Origin of the sequence: Pseudomonas sp. CAN1 (genome assembly GCF_030462585.1) — a bacterium.
Taxonomy (GTDB): Bacteria; Pseudomonadota; Gammaproteobacteria; order Pseudomonadales; family Pseudomonadaceae; genus Pseudomonas.
Genome location: NZ_JASMRU010000015.1, coordinates 1 through 26,433 on the forward strand (window position 1 = coordinate 1; position 26,433 = coordinate 26,433).

Sequence of the window (26,433 nt, forward strand, 5' to 3'; positions counted from 1 at the left end):
GCTGTGAGGCGTTGAGCTAACCGATACTAATTGCCCGTGAGGCTTGACCATATAACACCCAAACAATTTGCGTGTTGTACGGTGAAGACGTAACGAACCGAAAGTTCGTGTGAACCGCAAATTACCTGTCACATACCCGAATCTGGATGAGCGTGTGCATCTGCCACGAGCGTCCGTAAAGAATTGCTTGACGACCATAGAGCGTTGGAACCACCTGATCCCATCCCGAACTCAGTAGTGAAACGACGCATCGCCGATGGTAGTGTGGAGTTTCTCCATGTGAGAGTAGGTCATCGTCAAGCTCCTATCCCAAGACCCCTGGTCAGCATCGCTGGCCGGGGGTTTTGCTTTTGCGCGCAGAAAAAGCCCGGCATAGTCGATATGGGCTGCCGCACGCAGCAGACCAGACGAGCCAGGCCCGCGTCGGTCTTTCCATGAATTTTGAGGCACCGTCCGGGCACCGGACAGGCGGTTGCGTCGTCTACAATAGCCTCACATTTTCCCTGAGCTTCTACATGCCCGACATCGAAGGAGATGCCTTGCGGGATCTGCCTCTGGAAGAGCTGACAGCCTGCCATGAGTGCGACCTGCTGATGCGCCGCGAGCCCGTGCCAACGGGGCATCGTTCGGTCTGCCCGCGTTGCGGGTACGAGCTGGAGATCCATCGCCCGCACATGGTGCGGCGCGCCCTGGCCCTGGTGCTGACGGCGCTGTTCCTCTACATCCCGGCGAACTTCCTGCCGATCATGCATATCACCATCCTCGGTCAGACCAGCATGGACACGGTCTGGAGTGGCGTCGTCGGCCTGTACCATTCGAACATGGCTGGCGTGGCCTTCCTGGTGTTCCTGTGCAGCATGGTGATCCCGCTGGCCAAGTTGCTCTGCCAGTTGTTCGTGCTGCTCTCCATTCGCTACAAGGCGCTCCGCGAGCACGGCATGCTGTTGTTACGCGGCTACCAGCACCTGCGCGAGTGGGGGATGCTCGAGGTGTACCTGATGGGAATCCTGGTTTCCATCGTCAAGCTGATCGGCATGGCTGAGCTGCATGTCAGTGTCGGCCTGGCCTGCTTCGTAGGGCTGCTGTTAACCCAGATCTGGCTGGAGGTCACCATGTCGCACCATCAGGTGTGGGGCGAATTGTCGGGGGAGTTCGAAGATGCGGGCCATTGATGCGGGTATCGTGGTCTGTGGCGAATGCCACCAGCTCAACCGCCGTGAAGCGGACGACGAGACCCATTGCAGCCGTTGCGGCGCAGTGGTCCATGAGCGTCGTCCCAACAGTATTACCCGCACCTGGGCGCTGCTGATCACCGCTGCGGTTCTCTACATTCCGGCGAACCTGTTGCCGATCATGACGGTGAACTTCCTCGGCAACGGCATGCCCGCGACGATCATGGAAGGGGTTGTCGAGCTGATCAACGCCGACATGTTGCCCATTGCCGCGGTGGTTTTCCTCGCCAGCATTCTGGTGCCAACCTTCAAGCTGATCGGTATCGCGCTACTACTCTATTCGGTGCAGCGGCGTCAGCCACTCTCTGCGCTGCAACGGAACGTGATGTATCGCTTCATCGAGTGGATCGGCCGCTGGTCGATGCTCGACATCTTCGTCATCGCCATCCTGGTGACGCTGGTGAACTTCGGCAACCTGGCGAGTATCGAGGCAAACCTCGGTGCTGCCGCCTTCGCCTGCGTGGTGGTACTCACCATGCTTGCGGCAGTAACTTTCGATCCCCGGCTGATCTGGGATAACACGGACGCGGAAAACGACGATGAGTGATCTTCCCAAACCGAAGATGCGCAAGACCACCAACTGGTCGGCTATCTGGATCCTGCCGCTGATCGCCCTGGCGATCGGTGCATGGCTGGCCTGGCGGGCCTACGACCAGGCGGGGATCATGATCACCATCCAGTTCGAGAGTGGCGAGGGCATCCAGGCCAACAAGACCGAAGTGGTGTTCAAGGGCATCGGCGTGGGCAAGGTCGTCGACCTGCATGTGAACAAGCCCGACATGGGTGTCACTGCCGTGGTCGAGATGCGCAAGGAGGCCGCGGGCTACCTGAGCAAGGACACTCGCTTCTGGCTGGTCAAGCCGCGAGTGTCGATCGCCGGTGTGACAGGCCTGGAAACGCTGGTATCGGGTAACTACATCGCCGTCGACCCGGTGAAGGGCGAGCAGAACAACGAGTTCACCGCGCTGAAGGAGCCACCACCGCTGTCCGACAGTCTGCCAGGCCTGCACCTGACGTTGAAGGCCGATCGCCTCGGCTCGCTGGAGCAGGGCAGCCCTATCTACTATCGACAGATCCAGGTCGGCCAGGTGAAGAGTTATCAGCTCGCCGGCGACCAGAAGACCATCGAGGTGAAGGTCCATATCGAGCCGGCCTACGCCAACCTGGTGCGCAAGCACACACGATTCTGGAACGCCAGCGGTATCACCCTGTCCGGCAGCCTCAGTGGCCTGAAGCTGCGTACCGAGTCCCTGGCCAGCATCGCGGCCGGCGGTATTGCCTTCTCCACGCCGGATAACTACCCGGACAGCCCGCCCACCGATCCGACCAAGCCGTTCCGCCTCTATGAGGACTTCGATGCTGCCCAGGCCGGGCTGAGCGTCAAGGTGAAGGTCAGCGACGTCAGTGGCCTCACTCCTGGCAGCACGCCGGTGATGTACAACGGCGTGCAGGTCGGTACGGTGAAAAGCATCGACATGGACAAGGACTTCAATGGCGCCACCGCCACCCTGTCGATGGACCCGCGCACCGAGGAGTTCCTCAACAGCAAGACCGAGTTCTGGATGGTCAAGCCGAGCATCTCGCTGGCCGGTATCACGGGGCTGGAAGCGCTGGTGAAGGGCAACTACCTGAATGTGCGCTTTGCCAGTGGCGGCGATCCAACCCGCGACTTCGTCATCCGGCCCAAGGCGCCGCCGCTGAACCTCGACGCCCCCGGTCTGCACCTGGTGCTGACCACCAACCAGCTCGGCTCGCTGGAGGTCGGCACACCGATTCTCTATCGCCAGATGAAGGTCGGCAGCGTGCAGAGCTACCAGCTGTCCCGGCGTGATCCGTCGCGGCTGATCATCGGCGTCCACATCGAGCCCGAGTACGCCAACCTGGTGAACACCTCGACGCGCTTCTGGAACATCAGCGGCATCACGGTCAGCGGCGGCCTGGACGGCATCAAGTTGAAGAGCGAATCGCTGCAGACGCTGATCGCCGGCGGCATCGCCTTCGATACGCCTGATCCCAAGGCTGCACCCGTGACCAAGGTGCGTCGCTTCGCGCTGTTCGAGAGCGAGGAGAGCGCCCACGCCAAGGGCCAGATGATCGAACTGCGGGCCGACACCGCCGATGGCCTCAAGGAAGGCACCGTGCTGCGCTACAAGGGCCTGGAGGTCGGCCGCGTCGAGCAGGTCGAGCTGAGCAAGGACCTCAATACCGTGCAACTGAAGGCCCGCCTGACCCGCGCCGCGGACCGCATCGCGCGCCAGGGCACGCGTTTCTGGGTGGTTGGGCCGCAGGTCGGCCTGTCCGGCGTTACCAATCTGGGCACCATCGTCAGCGGCCAGTACATCGAGGTGTTGCCGGCCGAGAAGCCGGGACAGGCACAGGCCTCGTTCAGCCTGCTGGACAGCGAACCCAATCGCCTGCTGGATGCCAGCGGGCTGCGCCTGACCCTCAGCGCCGCCCGCCGTGGTTCGCTGAAGCCGGGCGTACCGGTGACTTACCGCGAGGTACAGGTGGGCAAGGTGACGTCCTTCGAGCTGGGCGAGACCGGTGACCGGGTGCTGATCCATGTGCTGATCGAGCCACGCTACGCGCCGCTGGTGCGCACCGGGAGCCGCTTCTGGAACACCAGCGGTTTCGGTGTGGACGCCGGCCTCTTCAAGGGAGTGAAGGTGCGTACCGAGTCGATGGAGACCATCCTGGCCGGCGGTGTGGCCTTCGCCACGCCGAACAATGCCGAGATGGGCACTGCTGCCAAGCAGGGGCAGACCTTTGCGCTGTTCGACGAGGCCAACGACGAGTGGCTGGACTGGGCGCCGAAGATCCCGCTGGGCAAAGCGCAGTAAGATAGCGCTGAAATGAAAAAGGGCCGCGATTGCGGCCCTTTTTTATTGGCGGATGCTGCGATGAGCCGCCTGTAGGAGCGAGCTTGCTCGCGAACCGCGTGGCACCGAACCCTGAGCGAAGTCCGTTCGCGAGCAAGCTCGCTCCTACGAAGAGCCCACATGAAAAAGCCCCGCAGTGCGGGGCTTTTTCGTCAACGCTGCAAAAGCATCACGCCGGCTCGGCGCTGGCTTCCACGTCGTTGTGTGCGGCTTTCTCCGTGTCGCGACGGCGGATGTACTTCCAGTCCGCCTCGTCGATGTAGATGCCGTTGGGGCCACTGCCGCCTTCCAGGTCGATGGCCACCTGGGCCGAGACCTGCGGCTTCACGCTCGCCAGGATCGGTACGAAGCCCAGCTGCAGGCTGGTCTCCAGCAGTGCCGACTGGTTGCGTTCGTCGATGTCCGCCGCCTCGTCGAGGTAGTAGGGCAGGCGGATGCGGCCGGCCTGTTCGCGGTCCATCAGGTGCAGCAACAGGTACATGTTGGTCAGCGCCTTGATGGTCATGGTGGTGCCGTTGGATGCCGCACCGTCGATGTCGGTGTGCATGATCGGCTGGCCGCCCATCTTGGTGATCTCGAACGCCAGCTCGAACAGGTCCTTCAGGCCCAGCTGGTTGTTGTTCGCCGCCACCAGGCGTGACAGGTAGTCCTTGGCTTCCTCGTTCTTCGCATCCTGCTCGGCGCTCTGGGTCAGGTCGAACACCGAAAGGTTCTCGCCTTCTTCGTACTGGCCGGCGCTGTGGATGATCTGGTCGATGTGCTTGAGCGCGTCCTTGTTCGGCGCCAGCACGATGCGGAAGCTCTGCAGGTTGGAGACCTGGCGCTTGTTGATCTCGCGGTTGAACAGCGCCAGCTGGTGTTCCAGGTTGTCGTAGTCGCTGCGGATGTTGCGCAGGGTACGGGCGATGTCGGTGACGGCGGCACGGCGCGCCTTGGCCAGGGTCATGGCTTCGTCGGTGCGGTGCGCGTAGGCGTTGATCAGCAGTTGCAGGCGACGCTCGGGATCATCCTCGCTGTCGAACTTGGCCACGCCCTTGAGGCGCACCTGGGCGTACAGCGCCTCGATCTGGCCGTCCACGCGTTGCAACGACTGCCAGGTGTCCTGGTAGTCGTTTAGCAGCGGCAGCAGGTTGTCCATGGAGTCGTCGACCGGGTCCATGAACGGGATGCCGAAGGGCAGGTTGGCCGGCAGCAACTGGCGGCGGCGCAGGGCGTCGTCGAGGGTGCGCTGCTTGGCTTCCATGTCGGCCAGCTGGCGGCCGATCAGCTGCAGCTTGGCGGAGAGCTGCTGGACGCGTTCGGTGAAGGCGTCGGCGGAGCGCTTGAGTTCGTCCTGGGTGGCTTCCAGCTGGGCGAGCTGCTCCAGCTTGGCCGGCTCCTCGGCGTTGAGGGTCTGGCTGCGGCGGAAGTCTTCCAGCGCCTTCTGCGCGTCGAGTACGTCCTGGTAGAACTTGTCCGCCTGCGCCTTGCTGGCGTTGCGGTCGGCGGCCACGGCCTGCTGGGTCTTGAGCTGCTTGAGCTCCTTCTCCAGGCGCTCCTTCTGGTCGCGCAGGGCGGCGCGGTCGGCCAGGGCCTGCAGTGCCGGCGGCTCGATGGTGGAGAGGTCGATGGTCAGGCCGGGTACTTCGAAGCGCTCGCCCTTGAAGGCATCGAGAATCTTCTCGACGCTGCCGACCCACTGGCCGGCCTCGTCCAGGTCGACGCCCTTGTCGCCCAGCGGCAGGCTGAACAGCGCGCCGTTGAACAGGCGCATCAGGCGCTCGACGTCCTGCTGGGAGAACTCCTCGCGCAGGCGGGCGTAGCTGTTGTTGTCGGCGTGTTCGAGCTGCTGGCGAACGCCTTTCACGCGCTTCTCCAGGTCACGCATGCGTTCTTCCAGGTCCTCGCTGGAGAACTGCCGGGAGTGCGCCAGGGCGCCGGCCAGTTCGTCGTGGGCGTCCTTGGCGGCGAGCAGTTGCTGCTCAAGCACCTTGACGTCCTCGACCAGCGCGAAGCGGTTCTTCAACACGGCCAGTTCGCCCATCCAGCGCTGGATTTCGCTGATCTCGCGCTCCAGGCGCATCAGCTCGGCGGTGCTGCCGCGCTGCTCGTTCTGCAGGCCGTCCTGCTCGCGGCGGTAGTGCTCGGCCTGGATGACCAGCTCTTCCTTGCGCGCGCCGGAATAGTCTTCCCAGGTGCCCAGCAGGTTATCCAGCAGCGGCGAGAGGCGGTGCATCTTGCCGCGCAGCAGTTCGCGCTGCTGCACGCCATTGGCCAGGGCTTCGACCAGTGGGCCGGCGGCGACCAGGGCCTGGTAATCACCCTCCATGCGACGCACGTCGCGGAAGGCTTCCTCGCAGGCGGCGATGTAGTCGACGCTGCCCGAGCGCAGGCTGTGTTCGAAGGCATCGAGGAACAGCTGCTTGAGCTTGGCAGCGGTGATCTCGCGCATGTGCAGCAGGTTGATGAACAGCGAGCGGAAGGTCTTCAGGCTTTGTTCGCTGGTGGAGCGCAGCGGGATCAGGGTCAGGTCCAGCGGGATCGAGGTGTGGCCGCCAACCAGCAGGCGACGCAGCTCGTCGGGCTTGAGCTCGTAGGACTTGATGCCTTCGCGCTCCAGGTTCGCGTACAGCTCGCGCAGGCGCAGGCAGGTGCCGTTCTTCTGGTAGTGCTCCAGGTCCAGTTCGCCCTGGTAGGCGAAGAACTGGTGGCCGAAGCCGCCACCCGGACCGCGGCCGCCGACGCCGATAACATGGCGGCCGTTGGGCAGGTCCAGCTCGACCAGGATGTAGCTGGTATCGGTGGCGAAGTAGAACTTGCGCGAGGCTTCCAGGCTGTACTTGCCGAAGCTCATGTCGGACATGCGCGCGAGGATCGGGAACTGCAGCGCGTTGATCGACGCCGACTTGCCGAGGTTGTTCGCGCCGTATACCGACAGCGGCTGTTCCAGCGGGAAGATACCGAGGCTGTAGCCGGCGGTATTGAGCAGGGCGAAGCGGCGGATGCCGTAGCGTTCCTGGGTCATGCCTGGGCCTCCTGTTCTTCGGCGATGGCGCGGGCGAGGGCGTCTTCTTCGCTCTCTTCTTCGGCAATTTCAGCTTGCGCAGGGGCGGCTGGCTCGTCGATGACCACGATGGCGTCTTCGCTTTCGGCGGCTGGCTCGTCCGCATAGGACTCGAGGATCACCACCGGCTCGTCGTCTTCTTCCATCAGCACCGGTGCGCTGAACTGCATTTCGCCGGCGTGCAGGTTGGCGGCCAGGTCGCGGTCCTGCTGGACCGACAGGCAGACGTCGAGGAAGCGGTGGATCGGCGGCAGGAAGCGGTACACGCCGTTATCCTCGGCGGCGAAGCCGAGCTGGGTGAGGCGGCGCATGACCTTCTCTTCCAGTTCTTCCTGGGTGGTCACTTCGGCCTGCAGGAACAGGTCGCGATACTTCTCCAGCAGCGGCGGCAGCTCGTCGCGGCCGATGCTGCCGCCGTCGAGGACGGCCAGCGGGTCGCGGCCCTGGTCGGCGAGGTGCTCGACGAGGATGAAGGTGAACAGCGCCAGGCGCTGGGCGGTCTTGTTCACCTGCGCGCCGACCTGCTCGGGGACGAAGTAGTAGAAGCCGCGGGTATCGCAGACCAGTTCGTAGCCCAGGCTGCGGAACAGCGCGCGGTAGGCGTCCTGCTGGTTGGACAGTTGGCTGTACAGCTCGGGGTCGCGGCGGCTGACGTGGAAGCCCTTGAACAGCTCGCGGAATATCGGCGCGAGCTGGGTCATTTCGGTGAGATTAATCTGCATGCGATTCGCTCTTGCTGTCCTTGCCAGCGGTCGAGCCGGCGATCAGGGCGAAGGAGCACAGGCTGACGCTGTGCTGGAGAGTGTCGTATTGGCGACGATCGAGACGGTCGCGCTGGAAGCGGGCATCGCGCGACAGGCGCGAGAACCAGTAGAGCAACTCGTCGGTGGCACCTTCGGGCTCCTGTTCCAGCAGCCACTGCATGAGGTCCGGCAGCGGCAGCGCGGCCTGGCAGCGGTCGAGCATTTCCCGGGCGGTGCGCGGCGAGCGCTGCGGGCCATCGCTCTTGCGATTGCCGCTGGCCTTGGGGAAGTGCGCAGGCTTGGGCTGGAAGCTGGCGAGGGCGAAGACGTAGCTTTCGACCTGGGAAGCGGTGCCGAGGAAGTTGCTCTGCGGCCGGGTGAACATCGGCAGTGCGGCCTGCGGCACGGCGTCGATGCCCTTGCGGCGGATGACCGATAGCGCCAGAGCAGCGCCGCGGGTGATTGCGTTGTGCCGGCGCGCTTCCTCGCGCAGCGGCAGCAGCAGCTCGCGGGCGCGGCGCAGGGTGAGCTGGGCGGTGGTCTGCATTTCCAGGATGCGCGCGTGGGTGCGCAGCAACTGGTCGTCGTCCACCAACTGGCCGAGGCGTGCCTGTTCGCTGAGCAGGCGTAGCAGCACCTTTTCCACGCGATGCACGCCCTGCTCGAAGGCGCCGTCGGCGGAGACCAGTTGGATCATCGGCTCGACGTACTCGTCCCAGGTCGCCAGGACTTCCGCGTAGCGCTGGCGCAGCGGAATCTGCCGGTCCTGGGTCTTGGCGCGCTCTGCGACGGCGACCAGCGCCTGTTCGTCGTTGGCCAGCTTCTTCAGAACGTCGCGCACGCGCATGTCGAGCAGGCGCAGCTGACGGGCCAGGTCGTTGCCGTCGCGCGCCTCGAAAGCTTCGCGGATGTAGCCGGCGAGGCGTTCCAGGTGGCGCAGGTAGGCTTCGATCTCCAGGCACAGGCCCAGGCGGTGCTCCTGGCGCAGGTAGGCGAGGAAGTCGTGGATCTGCGCGTTCAGCTCGAAACGGTTGGGGCTCTTGGCCACCGGGACGAGGATGTCCAGGCGCACCCACTGGTCTAGCAGGGCGGTGATGTCCACCGGGGTGCTGTCGGGCAGCTGGCTGGTGAGCTGGATGCGCAGCTCCACCAGGCTCAGGGTGCCGGCGTCGAAGCGCTCGCACAGCGGTTCGAGCAGCACCCAGTGTTCGGCGAGGGCGCGTAGTACGCGTCGTGGGTCGATCATCGGCTTGGTTCGGGCCTGGAATGACAAAGGGGGCGATTGTACTGCAAAGGTCCCCCCCTGGCCGACAGGGTGACGAAACGCGTCAGATTGCGACCGGGCTACTCTGGCGATGTGATACGCGTCACGGAAAAACAGGGCTAACCCGCTGAATTTCCTGGCAAGTTTTTTGCCATAGCTTTTGGCAGAAGCAGAGCTCATTAACAGAGCTTGATACCAGAGCCGTGATTTCGACAGGCTGATCGACCCATGACCTACGACGCCGCACTTGCCAAAGCCCGCTGGGCCGAACTGGAACGCCAGAACGACCTGGACTGGGACCTGGATGCGATCACCGACCGCAACGAGGCCATCGCCTTCCTGCAGCGTTTCGAAAACCGCCTGTGCATCTATTCGTCGTACGTCGAGAAGCTCTACAGCAACTACAGCTTCGTGATCCCCGAGAGCCAGGAGGGTGGCATCACCATCCTCCCGGACGAGCAGGCCTGGTTCGACACCTTCCACGAAATTCCCGCCGAGGCGGTGGAGCCCACCGGCATCCACATCCTGCCCGGCGAGACCATGGGCTATAGCGGCCTGTACCTGAAGATTCCCGGCGAGCACCGGCTGGTGGCGTCGCGGGAGCTGCCGTTCCAGGATGGCCTGAAACTGCTGATCAACCGTTACCGTATGCGCGGGGACATCTTCCTCCCCGTGCTGGTGAAGGGTGACCTGCGCGAGTACGAAGCGCGCATGCCCTCGCTGCATCTACACCGGCTGAACACCGCCAAGCTGCAGGCGCACTCGCGGCTGAACCTGGACAGCATCAAGGGCGCCATCGCCGAGCACCTGATCGGCCTGTTCCGCCAGCGCTGAGCCCGTTCGCGCCGCGCGTTGTCACCCAGGTGTGACGATGGGTAACAACCGCCGCCGGCGTTTCCCTTCCTCGTCTATCGTTCCAGACGTTTTACTCGACTATGGGTCGGCCCTTAGTGGCCGGTGAATTCCTATAGTGGCATCACGGCGCCGAGTCTCGACTGCGTTTTCCAATGCTTTGCAAGCGAGCCGATACGCCCGACGAATAACAACAGGAACTCCTACGAAGGGGTTCGGGAAAGGAGAGTGCCATGCGTCTGTCCTCCGGTCCGCTCATGCGTGCCCTTGCCTTGCTCTGCGGTGGCCTGCTGGCCTGTTCCGCCCAGGCACGCATGCAATCGCTGGATGATGAAGAACTCTCGGCGATCTCCGGCCAGGGCGCGATGCTCACGGTCGACGCGTCCACCTACCAGAACTACCAGTACACCCGCCTGAGCTTCGGTGCCGACATCAACCTGCTGACCAACGTCGACCAGCTCAGCCTCGGCAACTATTCGCGTACCGGCGCCAACACCGTCTCCAACCAGCCGGCGGACATCCTGATCAACAACTTCGCCCTCGGCCGGGTGGACAACGCCAACAGCGCCGACGCCAAGGTGGTGCCGTTCCAGATCCAGGACCCCTACGTCGAGTTCGCCTTCCAGACCAACAACGGCGTGCGCCAACTGGTCGGCGCGCGGATCGGCTTCGGCAAGGCGCAGGGCGACCTGTCTGGCGACATCCTCTCGCTCACCGGCAACCTGCAGGGGCAGATCTACGGCCCGGCCTCCATCGCCTACGACTACTACACCCGCAACGGCTGCCCGAACCTGATCAACTGCCTGGCGCTGGCCGTGGCCGGCGATACCCCGGTGTATGCCGACGTGGTTCTGCTCAAGTCCGGCACCGGCGAGGCCACCGTCAACGGCCAGCAGATCAACCGTGCCACGCAGATCGGTATCGCCAAGGGCGACTCGCTGCACTCGGACGCCGGCGGCCTGATCGCCGCGCTGATCCCGACCTTGTCGACCACCAATAACTGCCAGGCGCTGGGCCTGACCACCTGCTTCGACCTGACCAACTACAAGACCATCTACATCGGCAAGCCGGGCTCCACCGACATCAATACCGGCGCCCAGGGCATCTTCTTCTCCCTGCAGAACCAGAACGTGCCCTGGCAGGACCTGGCCAACGCCGGCAAGTTCGTCGACACCCAGTCCGGCGCCTTCGCCAACTTCCCCAAGGTGGGCACCGGCGCGGACTCGGTCTACCCGATCCTGATCAACCTCTACGACGCCCTGCGCGGCCTGCCCCGGCAGTCCACCTGCATGGGCGCGCAAGCGTCGGGCTGCTGACATGAGGAGCGCTGACATGAGCTGGAAGAGTGCGCTGCTCGTCTGCCTGGCCGGCTGCCTGGTCAGCCTGCCGGCCCTGGGCATGAAGGCGCTGGACGATGACCAGCTGGAAGAGGTCAGCGGCGCCGGCCTGGGCTTCTTCATCGATGGCTTCAGCTACGACCAGGCCACGGCCACCTCGAAGATCACCGGGGTGAAGAACAGCGCCAACCAGGACGTCCAGGTGGACATTACCGGCGCCTACATCAAGGGCGCCGGCAGCCAGCGCGGCACCCTCGACACCAAGGCCTACATGGGCACGCCGATGCACCCCTTCACCCTTGGCCCGGTGAAGTACAAGGCGGGGCTGAACATCCCGGCCAACCAGGAAGCGCTGCAGCTGATGACGCCGACCTGGACCGACCCGATCAACGACACCCACAAGTTCGGCCTCTGGTCCTACTACCAGGGCTGCCTGTATGGCGACGCCGGCTGCACCAACCCGGCCCAGGCCACCAACAAGATCAATGCCGAGCTGAGCGCGCTGAATACCCAGCGCAACTCGCTGCTGACCACCTATTCGAACAACATGGTCTCGCTCAAGACCGGCATCGACGCCGACATGGTCGTGGTCAACCAGCGCGAAGCCCAGGTCGATACCGCCCAGGCCACGCAGAAGACCAACTACAACAGCATGAATACCCGCTACAACTCGGCGCCCAGCCAGGTCTGCGGGCTCTGGTGCGTGGACCGGCCATCGCTGGGGACCAAGTACGATTGCGGCATCCTCGCCGCGTGTAACAACAATACGGCGGTGAAGAACTACAACGCCTCGGTGGACACCTACAACAGCAGCACCACCGACCTCACCACCGCGCAGCAGAACCTCAGCGCCGCCTGGAGCGTCAGCCGCAACGGCATCACCCTCAGCCAGCGTGCCAGCGACTACGACAAGTTCGTCCAGCTCTGCGGCTCGCAGGGCGGCAGCGCCACCACTTGCGTCAGCGGCACCATCGCCCGCACCGAGAAGAACGTCTCCACCGTGCAAGTGGTGGCCGGCGCCATGCAGAACTCCTCTGGCACGCGCATCCAGGGCCTGGACATTGGCCTGGCGACCAAATTCACCCTGCCCAGCGTCGCTTACAACAGCAACGGCACCGCTGGCGCCACTACCACGCGCACCGACTTCTTCTCCATCGCCCTGGAGAACTTCACCCTCAACGGCTCCTACCTCAACCTGTGGGGCGACGCTGCCGGGCTGAAGGCCTCCATGAGCCTGCAGATGTACGCCGACAAGCTGGTCATCGCCGGCTGCGACAACTGCGCCGACAGCAACAAGGCGGTGGCCAAGAACGTCTACTTCGACCTCAACCTGGGCGACGCCAACTACCAGCCGGCGACGCTCTCGGTGGCCAGCAACGGCGACCTGATGCTCAGCGCGCCGGGCGTCACCTGGGCCAACCACGAGGCCTTCTACCAGAACGTGCAGAAGAGCAATATCAGCATCGGCAACCTGAACATCAGTGGCACCGACCTCGGTTCCCAGGCCATTCGCGGCCTGCGCATCGACTACCTGAACGTGCGCACCGTCAACCTGCCGCGCTGACCGCATGAGGAGCCTCGCCGTGAAAATCGCACGCCTTCCGCGCCGCCTCCTGGCACCCTTGCTGCTCCTGGCCGCCGCCACCGCCCATGGCGAGCTGCGCGACCTGGACGACGCCGAAATGGCCGACGTCAGCGGCCAGGACGGCGTCAGCCTGAGCGTCAACTTCAACCTCGCCGCCAACACCGCCGATACCCGCTGCAGCGGCGGCTGCGGGGCGCGCCTGGCGATCCAGCCGCTCAACAGCACCGGCTACATCGTGCTGGACAACATCAAGGGCACCTTCAGTTTCGACGGCATGTCCATCGACATGGTGACCATCAACAACGGCTTCAACGGCGACGGCGCGCTGTTCAACCGCCAGGCCATGAAGATCGGCCTGACCAACGCCAGTGCCAGCAACCTGCAGTTCACCCTGGGCGGCTCCAACCAGGGCAAGGTCTCCGGCAGCGGCCTGCAGCAGACCAACCTGCTCACCTACCAGGCCACCGGCGCGGTCAAGCTCACCGGCAACGTCTACGTCTTCGGCACTCCGTAAGCGAAACGGCGGGCCTTCCGCCCGCCGGCCTTTCCCCCCGGCGCGTTTCACGCGACAATCCCGCCTCGTCGTGTCGGCCTGCCCGTGCAGGCACCACCCACAGGTAAACGCCCCTTGATCGAAGAAGCCCGTCGCCGCGCCTACCTCGGCGCCATGCAGGTCGCCAGTTGGCTGCCGCGCGTGGTGCTGCCGTTCGCCGCACCGTCGCGCCCGGAACTGCTGGAGCCGCCGGCCCCCGTCGTGGTCGAGAACAGCGCGCCGGCAGCCCGCACTGAAGCTCCGCGCGAAGCGGCTCCTGCAGCTGTCGCGGCCATACCGATGCCGACGGGCGAGCCCGGCTCGATCGCCGCGCGGCTGATGCCCAAACCGGCCGCTGCGGCCAAGCCCGCCGTCGCCCCGGTGGTGGAAGAGCCGGAAGCCGAGCCGGTGGTTCGCGCCCCGGTCGCACCGCCGCCGCGCTTCGCCCTGCAACTGCTGCGCGCTGGCGAATGCACGCTGCTGGTGGAATTGCCCACCGGCGAGCCGCTGGCCAGCCGCGACCCGGCCTACCTGCTGCTGAAAGACCTGCTGCGCGCCGCCGGCCTGCCGGACAGCCCGCAGATCCTCGGTGAGCCCGTGCGCTGGCCACTGCTGGCGCGGGGCAACATGGACCAGGGCCCGCAGGCCGCGCTGGAGTTCGTCCAGGGCTTCGTCGCTGCGCGCCTGGAAGGCAGCGAGCGGAGTGCCTGCCTGTGGCTGGTCGGCATGCCCGCCGTGCGTTACGCCGGCGAGGGCGACGAAGAGTCCCTGCTGCGCGAGCTGCAGGTCGAAGGCCTCGGCGTCGCCTGGGCCTTGCCGGGCCTGGAACGCCTGGCCGAAGAACCTACCTTGAAAGCCGACCTCTGGCGCGCCATGCGCCGCGTGCGGCAACGCTGGATGAGTCAGAACCCCGCATGAGCGATGCCGTTACCTTCCGCCTGATGACCGAGGCGGACCTCGATGCCGTACTCAAGATCGAATACGCCGCCTTCAGCCACCCCTGGACCCGCGGCACCTTCACCGACGGCCTGAAGAGCTACGAATGCTGGGTGATGTTCGAAGGCTCGCAGCAGGTCGGCCACGGCGTGATCCAGCTGATCCTCGATGAAGCGCACCTGCTCAACATCACCGTCAAGCCGGAAAGCCAGGGCCGCGGCCTCGGGCTGGCGCTGCTGGAGCACCTGATGAAGCGCGCCCACGAGAAGGGCGGGGTGGAATGCTTCCTCGAAGTCCGCGCCTCCAACGGCCCGGCTTATCGTCTCTACGAACGCTACGGTTTCAACGAAATCGGCCGCCGCCGCGACTACTACCCGGCCGTGGGCGGCCGTGAAGACGCACTGGTGATGGCCTGTACGCTGGTTGATTGATCCGTCTGCACTGACAGATCAGCACGGGGGCCAGGGCTCCCGCAGGAGCCGCTATCTTCCCCCGGAAGATTCCGTGTTTGCGCATTCCCCCTCACCCCAGCCCTCTCCCTCAGGGAGAGGGGGCAGATCGTACCGGCTGACGCTGTGGTTCCATCCTGCACCATAAGGTCCCCTCTCCCTCTGGGAGAGGGTTAGGGTGATGGCCGATCCGAGCACAGGGCTATCGGGTAGGAGCGGACCTTGTCCGCGAAGTCCTGAAACCCTGCCACGCGCTTGATAGATTTCGCGGATAAGATCCGCTCCTACCGCCCAACGCTGGCGGCCTTTCACCCAGGCCAGATCGCAGGCTCGGCTATGTGCTCTTCGTAGGAGCGAGCTTGCTCGCGAACCCGCCCCACTCAGCACCCACCGCCCGCTCCGCCCGCCCCACAGCGGGACCTCCCAAGCTAGAGCCTCCGCCCGTCAATCCCCGGCAAAAGCTGCGAAATTTCCTGCCAATCGGGTTTTTCCGAGGGCGATTCCTGGCTTACGCTTAAGGCCAATAACAACAAGAATATAAGGTCGCAAACATGAATCGCAGCGATGTGATCGTGGTGGGCGCCGGTATATCGGGGCTGACCGCGGCCTGGCGTCTGGCGCAGGCCGGGCAACGGGTGAAAGTGATCGAGGCCAACAAGCGCGTCGGCGGACGCACCCTCAACCATCGTTTCGCCAGCGGCGAAGTGGTCGAGGTGGGCGGCCAGTGGGTCGGCCCGACCCAGGACCGCATCCTCTCCCTGCTGACCGAGCTGGGCCTGGCCACCTACCCGCAATGGAACCAGGGCGACAACCTCACCCTCTTCGGCGGCCGCCTGAGGCCGTATCGCGGCACCATCCCGAAATTTCCGCCCCACGTCCTGCTCGACGTCCTGCAGGCCCACGTCCGCCTGGACCGCATGGCGCGGGAAATCCCCCTCAGCGACCCCAGCCTGCACCCCAAGGCCCCGCAGTGGGACAGCCTCACCTTCGCCGAATGGCTGCGGCGCAACGTGCGCACCTCCACCGGGCGCAAGGTCTTCGAGCTGATGAGTGGCGCGGTGTTCGCCGCCAGCCCCCATGACCTCTCATTCCTCCACGTGCTGTTCTACATCCACGCCGGCACCAACCTCGACACCCTGCTCGGCGTCGAAGGCGGCGCCCAGCAGGAACGCATCCTCGGCGGCTCCCAGCGGATCAGCGAAACCCTGGCCGAGCGCATCGGCGACGTCCACACCGGCGAGCCGGTACGCGCCGTGCGCCAGGACGGCAGCCGCGTCGAACTGGTAACCGACCGCGGCACCCACCAGGCCAGCCACGTCATCTTCGCCATCCCGCCCACCCAGTTGCTGCGCATCACCCAGGAGCCGCTGCTGCCCAGCTGGCGCGACCAACTGCTGCAACGCCTGCCGCAGGGCGCGGTGATCAAGTGCATGGCGCTCTACGACAAACCCTTCTGGCGCGACAAGGGCCTCTCCGGCCAGGCCACCAGCGAGACCGGCCCGGTGCGCCTGACCTTCGACAACAGCGTGCCCGACTCCGGGCGCGGCGTGCTGCTGGGTTTCATCGAAGGCGACGAGGCGCGCCAGTGGAATGCCCGGCCCGCCGGCGACCGCCGTGGCCAGGTGCTCGACTGCTTCGCCCGCTACTTCGGCGAGCAGGCGCTGCAACCGGTGGACTACGTGGACAAATCCTGGGCCGAGGAACCCTTCGCCCGCGGCTGCTATGCCGCCCTGTTCCCGCCGGGCCTGTGGAGCAGCGGCGCGGCGCGCCTGCGCGAACCCTACGGGCGCTTGCACTTCGCCGGCACCGAAACGGCGACGCGCTGGATGGGCTATTTCGATGGGGCCGTCGAGGCCGGGGAGCGCGCTGCACGGGAAGTGCTCGGCGCGCGGGAAGATCACGGAGAGGAAGACTATGTGCGACACCTTGGTTTTGCGTAGCGGCGGAGCCACCTGGTTTGCCAAGAACAGCGACCGCGAGCCCGCCGAAGCGCAACGCCTGATCCGCCTGGCCGCCGTGCACGGCGACAGCGCGGCCACGGTGCGCACCACCTACCTGAGCATCCCGCAGAGCGCCAATCGCCATGCCGTCATCCTCAGCCAGCCAGCTTGGCTGTGGGGCGCCGAGATGGGCGTCAACGAGTGCGGCGTAGCCATCGGCAACGAAGCCGTGTTCACCCGCCTGACCCAGCGCGACGGCGAAGCCCTGCTCGGCATGGACCTGCTGCGCCTTGGCCTGGAGCGCGGTGGCAGCGCCCGCGAGGCCCTGGCGGTGATCACCGAACTGCTGGAACGCCACGGCCAGGGCGGCCCGGCCGGCTACCGCAACAAGCGCCTGCGCTACGACAACAGCTTCCTCATCGCCGACCGCGACGAAGCCTGGGTACTGGAAACCGCCGGGCGCCTGTGGGCGGCGAAGAAGGTCGAGCGCTGGGCCATCTCCAACGCCCTGACCCTCGGCCACGACTACGACCTGTGCAGCGCCAACCTGGAAACCCAGGCGCGCCGCTTCGGCTGCTGGAACGGCCGCGGCGACTTCCACTTCGCCCGCGCCTTCGACGGCCGTGTGCTGCCCTGGATAGCCGGTGCCCACCAGCGCCGCCAGCTCAACGAAGACTTCCTCGCCCACTGCCCGGCCCAGGTCGACTGGCTGGCGCTGGTGGTTGCGCTGCGCAGCCATGGCCACCGCGGGCACCATTTCAACCTGCACGACAACCGACAGGTCTGCCTGCACGCCGGCAGCTTCTGGCGTCCCTCGCAGACCACCGCCAGCCTCATCGCCCGGCTCGACGGCGACTCCCCGCGCCTGGCCGCCACCGGCACCTCTGCGCCGTGCCTGTCGATGTTCCAGCCGCTGGGCTTCGAGGAGCGCGCCGGGGAAGGGCTGCTCAGCCGCGAGACCGACGCCGTGGAAGACTGCCTCTGGTGGCGCTTCGAGACCGTGCACCAGCGCGCCCTGGCCGATCCCGGCTTCGCCGACGCCCTGCGTGCTGGCCATGGCTGGCTGGAAACCGAGTTGCTCGCAGCCCTTGATCGGCGCACGCTGGATTGGCCGCGCCTCGCCGCCGAAGGCCAGGCCTGGCACGACGCCTGGCACCAGCTGGCGCTGCAGCAGGCGCCGCGCCCGCCGCGCTGGTGGCGGCTCAACGCCGTGCGCTGATCCAGCTTGTCAGCCACGCCCGCGCTGCGTAAGGTGCCGCCAGCCAAATGATGAGGAGCCGGACATGAGCGATCTGCAGGAACTGTTCGACAACAACGCCCGCTGGGCCGAAGCCATCAAGCAGGAAGACCCTGACTTCTTCGCCAAGCTGGCCCGCCAGCAGACCCCCGAATACCTGTGGATCGGCTGCTCCGATGCACGCGTGCCGTCCAACCAGATTGTCGGCCTGCTGCCCGGCGATCTGTTCGTCCACCGCAACGTCGCCAACGTTGTACTGCACACCGACCTCAACTGCCTGTCGGTCATCCAGTTCGCCGTCGACGTGCTCAAGGTCAAGCACATCCTGGTCACCGGCCACTACGGCTGCGGCGGCGTGCGCGCCGCGCTGCACCACACCCAGCTCGGCCTGATCGACGGCTGGCTGCGCACCATCCGCGACCTCGCCTACGAATACCGCGACCACCTCGCCCAGTTCGAAAAGGAAGAAGAGCGCGTCGACCGCCTCTGCGAGCTCAACGTCATCCAGCAGGTGGCCAACGTCAGCCACACCAGCATCGTCCAGAACGCCTGGCACCGCGGCCAGAAGATCTCCGTGCACGGCTGCATCTACGGCATCAAGGACGGCATCTGGAAGGACCTCAACGTCACCGTCAGCGGCCTCGACCAGCTCCCGCCACAATATCGCCTGCGTCCGCTCGGCCAGGTGTGAACCGACGCCTGTGCGTCATCCCCGGTGACGGCATCGGCCGCGAGGTCGTGCCCGTCGCCGTGGAAGTGCTGCAACACCTGCTGCCCGACCTGCAGGTCGAAGAAGCCGAAGCCGGCTGGGACTGCTTCCAGCTGCGCGGCACCTCCGTCCCTGACGCTACCTACGAGCGCCTGCGCGCCTGCGGCGCCGGGTTGTTCGGCGCGGTGTCCTCGCCCAGCCACAAGGTCGAGGGCTACCGCAGCGCCATCCTCAGCCTGCGCCAGACGCTGGCGCTGAACCTCAACCTGCGCCCCGTGCGCTCGCGTCCGCTGGTCTCGCCGCGCGCCGGCATCGACCTGCTGGTCCTGCGGGAAAACAGCGAAGGCCTCTACAGCGGCCGCGAGCACTGGCAAGCCGAAGGCGTCGCCATCGCCGAACGGGTCATCAGCCGCACCGCCTGCGAACGCCTCGCCGCTGGCGCCGCCGAGCTCGCCCGCCTGCGCCAGGCGCGGCGCATCACCCTGGTGCACAAGGCCAACGTCTTGCCGCTCACCTGCGGCCTGTTCCGCGACACCTGCCGCGACCTTCTGGCCGAAGACGGCTGGAGTGACGTGCTCGACGAGCGCCTGGTCGACGTCGCCGCCCTGCAACTGGTCGAACGCCCGGAAGCCTTTGACCTGATCGTCACCACCAACCTCTTCGGCGACATCCTCTCCGACCTCGCCAGCCACTGGGGCGGCGGCCTGGGCCTGGCGCCCTCGCTCAACCTCGGCGCCAACATTGCCTTGGCCGAACCCGTCCACGGCAGCGCCCCCGACATCGCCGGTAGCGGTCGCGCCAACCCTCTCGCTGCCATCCTCAGCGCCGGCATGCTGCTGCGGCATTACTGGCAACTGCCGGAACTGGCGGAGCGGATCGATGCGGCGGTGGATGGATTCCTGCGGGAGGAGGGGAGAGTGGATTTCGGGGGAGAGACGACGCGGGTGATTGGGCGGGGAGTGGTGGAGCGGTTGCGCTAAGCATCGCGTCGTTGAGCCAATTCGTCGGTGTGCTAGCGTTCTTCATTTCTACCAGGCATCGCTGAGCTCGTATGAAGCTGCTGATACTCGTTCTGGCACTCTTCGGCCCGCCAATACTCCTGTTTTCGCAGGCTTTACGTTTTTCCTGGCCGGTGCGCTACCGCTTGCCGTCATACCGGCAGCTTATACGGGCATCGGCTGGCAACTGGGCTCCTGGGGATACACCTATGCCAACTGCCAGGGCGGAGCCAAGAACCTGCATGACTGCCTGGCCGGTGGCGCGGATGTTACTGCCTGGGTAGGTCACGGCCTGTTCCTGATGATCCCCTTCCTGTTCTTCGGTGCGCCGCTATCGCTGTGGTTCCTGATCGACACTGCCGCCAAGCACGTAGGTCGATCCCGCTCGGCGTGTTGATGCCGCCGGAGATACCAGCGAACTAAGCTCAAGGCACCACTCTCTCCAAGGTGCTCGGCATGTGCGGACGCTACGTCAGCCCCGAAGAGGCCGCCATCGAGCGCTACTGGCACATCGGCGCGCGTACCCCGCCGCGTTGGCTGGAAGCCTGCTACAACGTCGCCCCGACCATGACGGTGCCCATCCTGCGCCACGACGAAAACGGCCAGCTGGAACTGCTGCCCGCCCGCTGGGGCCTGATCCCCACCTGGTGGAAAAACACCACCCCGCCACGCTTCTCCTTCAACGCCCGCAGCGAAGAAGCCGCCGCCAAGCCTCTCTGGCGCCAGGCCCTGCGCAGCACCCGCTGCCTCATGCCCGCCTTGGGCTGGTACGAGTGGAACGAGCAAGAATTCCTGCGTAACCCCGCCGGGCGCCAGGTTCACCAACCTTATTTCATCCACAGCCCAACCGATCCCATCATCGCCATCGCCGGCCTTTGTTCCCTGTGGATAAAACCCAACGGCGAGCCGCTCCTCTCCTGTGCGCTGCTCACCCGCGCTGCCGCCTCCAGCATCGAACATATCCATCACCGCATGCCCGTAGTGCTGGCGCCGGAGAACTTCGAGGAGTGGTTATCCGCGGCTACGCACAGCGAAGCACTGGGCGACCTGGTTCACCATGCACGGGAGGACTTTGCAGGGCACCGAGTGTCGTTGCGGGTGAATGACGCGAGGAATGATTCGGCGGAGCTGATCGAGGAGGCAGAGTAAGGCGATAGAGGCGCTTTTTCGCAGGCAAAAGAAAAGGGGTTTAGCTTTCGCTAAACCCCTTTCGAGATATGGTGGCTACACCGGGACTTGAACCTGGGACATCAGCATTATGAATGCTGCGCTCTAACCGACTGAGCTATGTAGCCGAGTGGCGCGCATTTTCCGCAGATCGAGGGGGGGTGTCAACCCCTTTTCTTGAATATTGTTCTGATCTATCAATCGTTTAGCCAGCCGCGGGGGATTTTCGCGATGAGCGGCGGGGCAGGGCGGCCATGAAAAAAGCCCCGGCGGGTGGCCGGGGCTTTTTCGGGTCTGGCGGGGGCTTAGACGTTGAAGCGGAAGTGCATCACGTCGCCGTCCTTGACGATGTATTCCTTGCCTTCCAGGCGCCATTTGCCGGCTTCTTTTGCGCCCTGTTCGCCCTTGAACTGGATGAAGTCGTCGTAGGCGACGACTTCGGCGCGGATGAAGCCTTTCTCGAAGTCGGTGTGGATCACCGCGGCGGCCTGCGGGGCGGTGGCGCCGACGCGGACGGTCCAGGCGCGGACTTCCTTCACACCGGCGGTGAAGTAGGTCTGCAGGTGCAGCAGCTCGTAGCCGGCGCGGATCACGCGGTTCAGGCCGGGCTCTTCGAGGCCGAGGGATTCGAGGAACATGTCCTTCTCTTCGCCATCGTCGAGTTCGGCGATCTCGGCTTCGATCTTGTTGCATACCGGTACGACCATGGCGCCTTCTTCTTCGGCGATGGCGCGGACGACATCCAGGTGCGGGTTGTTTTCGAAGCCGTCTTCGGCAACGTTGGCGATGTACATGACCGGCTTGCTGGTGAGCAGGTGGAAGCTGCGCACGAGGCGCTTCTCGTCATCGCCCATGTTCTTCATCAGCGAGCGGGCGGGTTTGCCTTCGCTGAAGTGGGGGATGAGCTTTTCCAGCAGGGCTTTCTGTACCAGGGCGTCCTTGTCGCCGCCCTTGGCGTTGCGCGCGACCTTCTGCAGTTGCTTCTCGCAGCTGTCGAGGTCGGCGAAGATCAGTTCGAGGTCGATGATCTCGATGTCGCGCTTGGGGTCGACGCTGTTGGAAACGTGGATGACGTTCTCGTCTTCGAAGCAGCGCACGACGTGGGCGATGGCGTCGGTCTCGCGGATGTTGGCGAGGAATTTGTTGCCCAGGCCTTCACCCTTGGACGCGCCCGCTACCAGGCCGGCGATGTCGACGAATTCCATGGTGGTCGGGATCACGCGCTCGGGCTTGACGATCTCGGCCAGCGCATCGAGGCGGGCGTCGGGCATCGGTACGATGCCGCTGTTCGGCTCGATGGTGCAGAAGGGGAAGTTTTCCGCCGCGATGCCGGATTTGGTCAGGGCGTTGAACAGGGTGGACTTGCCGACGTTGGGCAGGCCGACGATGCCGCAATTGAATCCCATGCTAGGTCCCTCGCGCCAGGTGGCGGAAATAGAGGTGTGATCAGGCCTTCTGGCTGTGCAGCTTCTGCATCGCGCGGGTCCAATCCCCGTCGAGCATTTCCGGCAGCACGCCGAGGGCGGAGTCGATGCTGGTGTCGAGCAGTTCCTGCTCGGAGCGCGGGGCGCGGCCGAGGACGAAGCCGGAGACCAGGCTGCTGTGCCCCGGATGGCCGATGCCAAGCCGCAGGCGATGGAAACCGTTCTGGTTGCCGAGCTGGGCGATGATGTCGCGCAGCCCGTTGTGCCCGCCGTGTCCGCCGCCCTTCTTGAGCTTGGCGACGCCGGGAGGCATGTCGAGTTCGTCGTGGGCCACCAGGATGGCTTCGACCGGAATGCGGAAGAATCCGGCGAGCGCCGCCACGGCCTGGCCGCTGCGGTTCATGTAGGTGGTGGGGATGAGCAGACGAACGTCGCGGCCCTTGTGGCTGAACTTGCCGACCAGGCCGAAGTACTTCTTGTCCAGCGACAGGTTCGCGCGTTGCGCGTCCGCCAGTCGCTCAACGAAAAGGGCCCCCGCGTTATGCCGGGTCTGGTCGTATTCGGGGCCTGGATTTCCCAGGCCAACGATCAGTTGTACGGCAGTCACGACGGGGGCCCCTTCCTTAAAGGCAATGGTGCGCGCGATTACTCGGCAGCAGCTTCGCCTTCACCTTCTTCTTTCACTACGCGGGAAGCGTGGATGTTGGCGACGGCCAGGTCGTTACCGTGGGCCAGTTGCACCAGCTCTACGCCTTTCGGCAGTTTCAGGTCGGACAGGTGAACGATCTGGCCCAGGGCTACCTGAGCGAGGTCGACTTCGATGAATTCCGGCAGGTCTTTCGGCAGGCAGGAAACTTCGACTTCGGAGATCACGTGGGAGATCTCGCCGCCACCAGTCTTGACGCCAACAGCGGTGGCTTCGTTGATGAAGTGCAGCGGTACGTGGGCGGTCAGTTTCTGGCCGGCAACAACGCGCTGGAAGTCAGCGTGCATGACGAAACCCTTGGACGGGTGACGCTGCAGGGCCTTGATCAGTACGGTTTCCTTGGCGGAACCGACGTTCAGGGTGATCACGTGGCTGAAGGCAGCCTCGTTTTCCAGCAGCTTGGAAACTTCACGCAGTTCCAGGGTCAGGGATTGCGGGGCTTTCTCGCCACCGTAGACCACTGCCGGGATCAGACCTTCGTTACGACGCAGGCGGCGGCTCGCACCTTTCCCCAGGTCGGAACGCTCTTGAGCATTGAGTACAAAATCAACCATTTCACTATCTCCAGAATGACAAGATCGCCCGGACGCTTGCGACCAGCGTTCGGGCGATTTTGCTAATGCCTCGTCGAAGTGACGGGGCGCTTTACGTCAGCTCTGTCCCGCCTTAGCGGAACATGGCGCTGATCGATTCTTCATTGCTGATGCGGCGCATGGCTTCAGCGACAACCGGAGCGATGTCCAGCTGGCGGATACGGCCACAGGCTTGTGCAGCAGCGGACAGCGGGATGGTGTTGGTCACCACCAGCTCGTCCAGTACGGAATTCTCGATGTTCTCGATGGCACGACCCGACAGCACCGGGTGGGTGCAGTAGGCGATGACCTTGGCGGCGCCGTGCTCTTTCAGAGCCTTGGCGGCGTGGCCGAGGGTGCCGGCGGTATCGACCATGTCGTCGACCAGTACGCAGGTACGGCCTTCGACATCACCGATGATGTGCATGACTTCGGACTGGTTGGCCTTCGGACGACGCTTGTCGATGATGGCCAGGTCGACGCCCAGGGACTTGGCGACGGCGCGAGCACGCACCACACCACCGATGTCCGGGGAGACGATCATCAGGTTCTCGAAGCGCTGGTCTTCAATGTCGTCGACCAGTACGGGCGAGCCGTAGATGTTGTCGACGGGGATATCGAAGAAGCCCTGGATCTGGTCGGCGTGCAGGTCAACGGTGAGAACGCGGTTGACGCCTACGACGGTCAGCATGTCGGCAACGACTTTGGCGCTGATGGCCACGCGAGCGGAACGCGGACGGCGATCCTGGCGGGCGTAACCGAAGTAGGGGATGACTGCCGTGATACGAGTCGCCGAGGAGCGGCGGAAGGCATCGGCCATCACTACCAGTTCCATCAGGTTGTCGTTGGTCGGTGCGCAGGTCGGTTGAATCAGGAAGACGTCCTTACCACGGACGTTTTCGTTGATTTCGACACTGATTTCGCCGTCGGAGAATTTGCCGACAGAAACGTCACCGAGGGGGATGTGCAGCTGCCGTACGACACGGCGTGCCAGATCGGGGTTGGCGTTCCCCGTGAAAACCATCATTTTGGACACGCTGCGGTACCTGTGTCGGCTTGAGGGTAGGCCCGGTTGAGCCAGAAGAAAATGGCAGGGGCGGCTGGATTCGAACCAACGCATGGCAGGATCAAAACCTGCTGCCTTACCGCTTGGCGACGCCCCTGTAGCTTAAAACTTGCGGAGCAATGTGTTCGTTGACGCTGTACGTGTAACCCTGTGGGTTAATGGCAGGGGCGGCTGGATTCGAACCAACGCATGGCAGGATCAAAACCTGCTGCCTTACCGCTTGGCGACGCCCCTGTATCGTACAACCGATTACATTGCTTTCTTCTCAGACCTGATTTTGCAGCTTGCGGTGCAACATCGAGATGTTACGCCCCTGGGCTACAAAACTCGGCAGAGTGGCCGGAAGTTGGCGGCGAACTTTATCAGCATCGCCCTTGTTTGGGAAGCTCCCAAACACACAAGCTCCGGTGCCGGTCAATCTAGCCTTGGTAAATTTACCTAGCTGGATCAGTGCGTTACGTACATCCGGGTAACGCTTCTCGACGACCGGCTGGCAGTCGTTATGACCGTCCACCCCGAGAAGGCTGCGAACTTTAATGGGCGGAGTATCCCGTGTCAACTCGGGATCGGAGAAAACTTCTGCTGTGGAGACAAAGACTTGCGGTACGACGACGAGGAACCAGGGCTCGTCGAGTTGCACCGGGGTGAGCTGCTCGCCGACGCCCTCGGCAAATGCCGCGCGGCCGCGCACGAACACCGGAACGTCGGCGCCCAGTGTCAGGCCGAGGGCGGCGAGGCGGTCTTCGTCCCAGTCCAGCTGCCACAGATGATTGAGTGCGAGCAGGGTGGTCGCGGCGTCGGAGCTGCCGCCGCCAATGCCGCCGCCCATGGGCAGACGCTTGTCCAGCCAGATGTCGGCGCCCAACTGGCAGCCCGATTGTTCCTGCAGTCGGCGCGCGGCCTTGACGATCAGGTTGCTGTGGTGGGGAACGCCTTCGATCTCGGTGTTCAGGCGGATTTCGCCGTCCTGGCGCACGGCGAATTGCAGTTCGTCGCCGTGATCCAGGAACTGAAAGAGGGTCTGCAGCTCGTGGTAGCCATCGGCGCGGCGGCCGGTGATGTGCAGGAACAGGTTGAGCTTGGCCGGTGCCGGCAGGGTCAGGCGGTCGTGCATGTCACTGCGGGTCCGCTTGGCTCGACTGGCCTGCGCCCAATTGCCGCGGCTGCCAGGTCTTCACCACCAGGGTGACGTCGAGATCCTGGCCGTGCAGCTTGAGGCGTTCGGGCAGCCAGTAGCCGTCCTGCTCGCTGTAGCGGGTGTACTCCACGTCCCAGCCGTCCTGCTGCAGCTTGGCCAGGTGGCTGTCGCCATCCAGGGTCAGGCGGCTCTTGCTGTCCGGTGCGGGCAGGCCGCGAATCCACCAGAGCAGGTGGGAAACCGGCAGGCGCCAGCCCAGTTGCTGTTCCAGCAGTTCTTCGGGGGAGGTGGCCTGGTAGCGGCCCTGGCCGGCGACTTCCAGGGTCACCGCGCCTTCACGCCCGGTCAGGCGGGCGGCGCCGCGACCCAGCGGGCCGGACAGGCGAATGTCGTAGTAATCCTGGCGTTGCAGCCAGAACAGGGTGCCGCTGCCGGAATCCTTCGGTGCGCGGATGCCGACCTTGCCGTCGATCTGCCAGCCATCGAGGGTGGCGATGCGCGCCTTGTGGGCGTTCCAGGCGGTGGCGTTGCCCTGGCCTTCCAGGGCTTCGTGGGTGCCCAGGCCGGAGCAGCCGGCGAGCAGGGCCAGCGCGGCGGCGCCGATCAGGTGACGTAAACGCATAA

General features: G+C 64.8%; 23 protein-coding genes, 3 tRNA genes and 1 rRNA gene. 15 read left to right on the top strand and 12 right to left on the bottom strand.

The window, feature by feature from the left end:
* Window positions 1-186 precede the first annotated feature (186 nt).
* From rrf to QO207_RS19010, 4 genes are all read left to right on the top strand, one after another.
* Window positions 187-302 (top strand): 5S ribosomal RNA (rrf, locus tag QO207_RS18995).
* Window positions 303-515: 213 nt separating this feature from the next.
* Entirely contained in the window at window positions 516-1,172 is a 657-nt protein-coding gene (locus QO207_RS19000; RefSeq protein ID WP_301533875.1) for a paraquat-inducible protein A, read from the top strand.
* Complete coding sequence (locus QO207_RS19005) at window positions 1,159-1,779, top strand: paraquat-inducible protein A (protein ID WP_301533876.1); 621 nt, start codon at window positions 1,159-1,161, stop codon at window positions 1,777-1,779. Before QO207_RS19000 ends, QO207_RS19005 begins: the two co-directional genes overlap by 14 nt.
* A complete protein-coding gene (locus tag QO207_RS19010; RefSeq protein WP_301533877.1) occupies window positions 1,772-4,072 on the top strand; it encodes a PqiB family protein in 2,301 nt (766 codons plus the stop codon). The genes QO207_RS19005 and QO207_RS19010 overlap by 8 nt, the downstream gene beginning before the upstream one ends.
* A 208-nt stretch (window positions 4,073-4,280) precedes the next feature.
* Here QO207_RS19010 and mksF read toward each other — a convergent pair whose 3' ends face one another.
* From mksF to mksB, 3 genes are read right to left on the bottom strand one after another with little or no spacing between them, the layout of a single operon-like run.
* Window positions 4,281-7,115: an Mks condensin complex protein MksF gene (gene mksF / locus QO207_RS19015; RefSeq protein WP_301533878.1), complete on the bottom strand. Its 2,835-nt coding sequence runs from the start codon at window positions 7,113-7,115 to the stop codon at window positions 4,281-4,283.
* Complete coding sequence (gene mksE / locus QO207_RS19020; RefSeq protein ID WP_301533879.1) at window positions 7,112-7,876, bottom strand: Mks condensin complex protein MksE; 765 nt, start codon at window positions 7,874-7,876, stop codon at window positions 7,112-7,114. The genes mksF and mksE overlap by 4 nt, the downstream gene beginning before the upstream one ends.
* A complete protein-coding gene (gene mksB / locus QO207_RS19025; protein ID WP_301533880.1) occupies window positions 7,866-9,143 on the bottom strand; it encodes an Mks condensin complex protein MksB in 1,278 nt (425 codons plus the stop codon). The genes mksE and mksB overlap by 11 nt, the downstream gene beginning before the upstream one ends.
* Before the next feature lie 246 nt (window positions 9,144-9,389).
* Here mksB and QO207_RS19030 point away from each other — a divergent pair, with 246 nt between their 5' ends.
* The 11 genes from QO207_RS19030 to QO207_RS19080 all read left to right on the top strand — a co-directional run bounded on the left by QO207_RS19030 (window position 9,390) and on the right by QO207_RS19080 (window position 20,885).
* Window positions 9,390-9,995 (top strand): hypothetical protein, encoded by a 606-nt coding sequence (locus QO207_RS19030; protein ID WP_301533881.1) that lies wholly within the window; start codon window positions 9,390-9,392, stop codon window positions 9,993-9,995.
* Between the two features lie 251 nt (window positions 9,996-10,246).
* Complete coding sequence (locus QO207_RS19035) at window positions 10,247-11,329, top strand: hypothetical protein (RefSeq protein WP_301533882.1); 1,083 nt, start codon at window positions 10,247-10,249, stop codon at window positions 11,327-11,329.
* Window positions 11,330-11,345: 16 nt separating this feature from the next.
* On the top strand, window positions 11,346-12,914 hold the full coding sequence (locus QO207_RS19040; protein ID WP_301533883.1) for a hypothetical protein: 1,569 nt from the start codon (window positions 11,346-11,348) through the stop codon (window positions 12,912-12,914).
* Window positions 12,915-12,933: 19 nt separating this feature from the next.
* The gene (locus tag QO207_RS19045) at window positions 12,934-13,449 is read left to right on the top strand and encodes a DUF6160 family protein (protein WP_367620479.1); all 516 of its coding nucleotides are present in this window, start codon (window positions 12,934-12,936) and stop codon (window positions 13,447-13,449) included.
* A 114-nt stretch (window positions 13,450-13,563) separates the two neighbouring features.
* Window positions 13,564-14,385: an energy transducer TonB gene (locus tag QO207_RS19050; protein ID WP_301533884.1), complete on the top strand. Its 822-nt coding sequence runs from the start codon at window positions 13,564-13,566 to the stop codon at window positions 14,383-14,385.
* A complete protein-coding gene (gene rimI / locus QO207_RS19055; RefSeq protein ID WP_301533885.1) occupies window positions 14,382-14,834 on the top strand; it encodes a ribosomal protein S18-alanine N-acetyltransferase in 453 nt (150 codons plus the stop codon). Before QO207_RS19050 ends, rimI begins: the two co-directional genes overlap by 4 nt.
* 569 nt (window positions 14,835-15,403) lie before the next feature.
* Window positions 15,404-16,792 carry a flavin monoamine oxidase family protein gene (locus QO207_RS19060; protein ID WP_301533886.1) on the top strand — a complete coding sequence of 463 codons (1,389 nt, stop codon included), beginning with the start codon at window positions 15,404-15,406 and terminating at the stop codon, window positions 16,790-16,792.
* Window positions 16,767-18,011, top strand: a complete 1,245-nt coding sequence (locus QO207_RS19065; protein WP_301533887.1) for a C69 family dipeptidase — start codon at window positions 16,767-16,769, stop codon at window positions 18,009-18,011. Before QO207_RS19060 ends, QO207_RS19065 begins: the two co-directional genes overlap by 26 nt.
* 64 nt (window positions 18,012-18,075) lie before the next feature.
* The gene (can, locus tag QO207_RS19070) at window positions 18,076-18,720 is read left to right on the top strand and encodes a carbonate dehydratase (RefSeq protein ID WP_301533888.1); all 645 of its coding nucleotides are present in this window, start codon (window positions 18,076-18,078) and stop codon (window positions 18,718-18,720) included.
* Window positions 18,717-19,718, top strand: a complete 1,002-nt coding sequence (locus QO207_RS19075; RefSeq protein ID WP_301533889.1) for an isocitrate/isopropylmalate dehydrogenase family protein — start codon at window positions 18,717-18,719, stop codon at window positions 19,716-19,718. The genes can and QO207_RS19075 overlap by 4 nt, the downstream gene beginning before the upstream one ends.
* A 474-nt stretch (window positions 19,719-20,192) precedes the next feature.
* Window positions 20,193-20,885 (top strand): SOS response-associated peptidase, encoded by a 693-nt coding sequence (locus tag QO207_RS19080; protein ID WP_301533890.1) that lies wholly within the window; start codon window positions 20,193-20,195, stop codon window positions 20,883-20,885.
* Between the two features lie 69 nt (window positions 20,886-20,954).
* Here QO207_RS19080 and QO207_RS19085 read toward each other — a convergent pair.
* The 9 genes from QO207_RS19085 to lolB all read right to left on the bottom strand — a co-directional run bounded on the left by QO207_RS19085 (window position 20,955) and on the right by lolB (window position 26,431).
* A tRNA-Met gene (locus QO207_RS19085) sits at window positions 20,955-21,031 on the bottom strand.
* A gap of 177 nt (window positions 21,032-21,208) precedes the next feature.
* Window positions 21,209-22,309 carry a redox-regulated ATPase YchF gene (gene ychF, locus QO207_RS19090; protein WP_192223855.1) on the bottom strand — a complete coding sequence of 367 codons (1,101 nt, stop codon included), beginning with the start codon at window positions 22,307-22,309 and terminating at the stop codon, window positions 21,209-21,211.
* A 40-nt stretch (window positions 22,310-22,349) separates the two neighbouring features.
* Window positions 22,350-22,934, bottom strand: a complete 585-nt coding sequence (gene pth / locus QO207_RS19095) for an aminoacyl-tRNA hydrolase (protein ID WP_081516404.1) — start codon at window positions 22,932-22,934, stop codon at window positions 22,350-22,352.
* 38 nt (window positions 22,935-22,972) lie between these two features.
* Window positions 22,973-23,587 (bottom strand): 50S ribosomal protein L25/general stress protein Ctc, encoded by a 615-nt coding sequence (locus QO207_RS19100; RefSeq protein WP_301533891.1) that lies wholly within the window; start codon window positions 23,585-23,587, stop codon window positions 22,973-22,975.
* Between the two features lie 112 nt (window positions 23,588-23,699).
* Window positions 23,700-24,641, bottom strand: coding sequence for a ribose-phosphate pyrophosphokinase (locus QO207_RS19105; protein ID WP_015478849.1), 942 nt, complete (start codon window positions 24,639-24,641; stop codon window positions 23,700-23,702).
* A 52-nt stretch (window positions 24,642-24,693) separates the two neighbouring features.
* Window positions 24,694-24,768 (bottom strand) — tRNA-Gln (locus tag QO207_RS19110).
* 62 nt (window positions 24,769-24,830) lie between these two features.
* Window positions 24,831-24,905, bottom strand: a tRNA-Gln gene (locus QO207_RS19115).
* Window positions 24,906-24,936: 31 nt separating this feature from the next.
* Complete coding sequence (gene ispE, locus QO207_RS19120; RefSeq protein ID WP_301533892.1) at window positions 24,937-25,785, bottom strand: 4-(cytidine 5'-diphospho)-2-C-methyl-D-erythritol kinase; 849 nt, start codon at window positions 25,783-25,785, stop codon at window positions 24,937-24,939.
* Between the two features lies 1 nt (window position 25,786).
* A complete protein-coding gene (gene lolB, locus QO207_RS19125; protein ID WP_301533893.1) occupies window positions 25,787-26,431 on the bottom strand; it encodes a lipoprotein insertase outer membrane protein LolB in 645 nt (214 codons plus the stop codon).
* Window positions 26,432-26,433 lie beyond the last annotated feature (2 nt).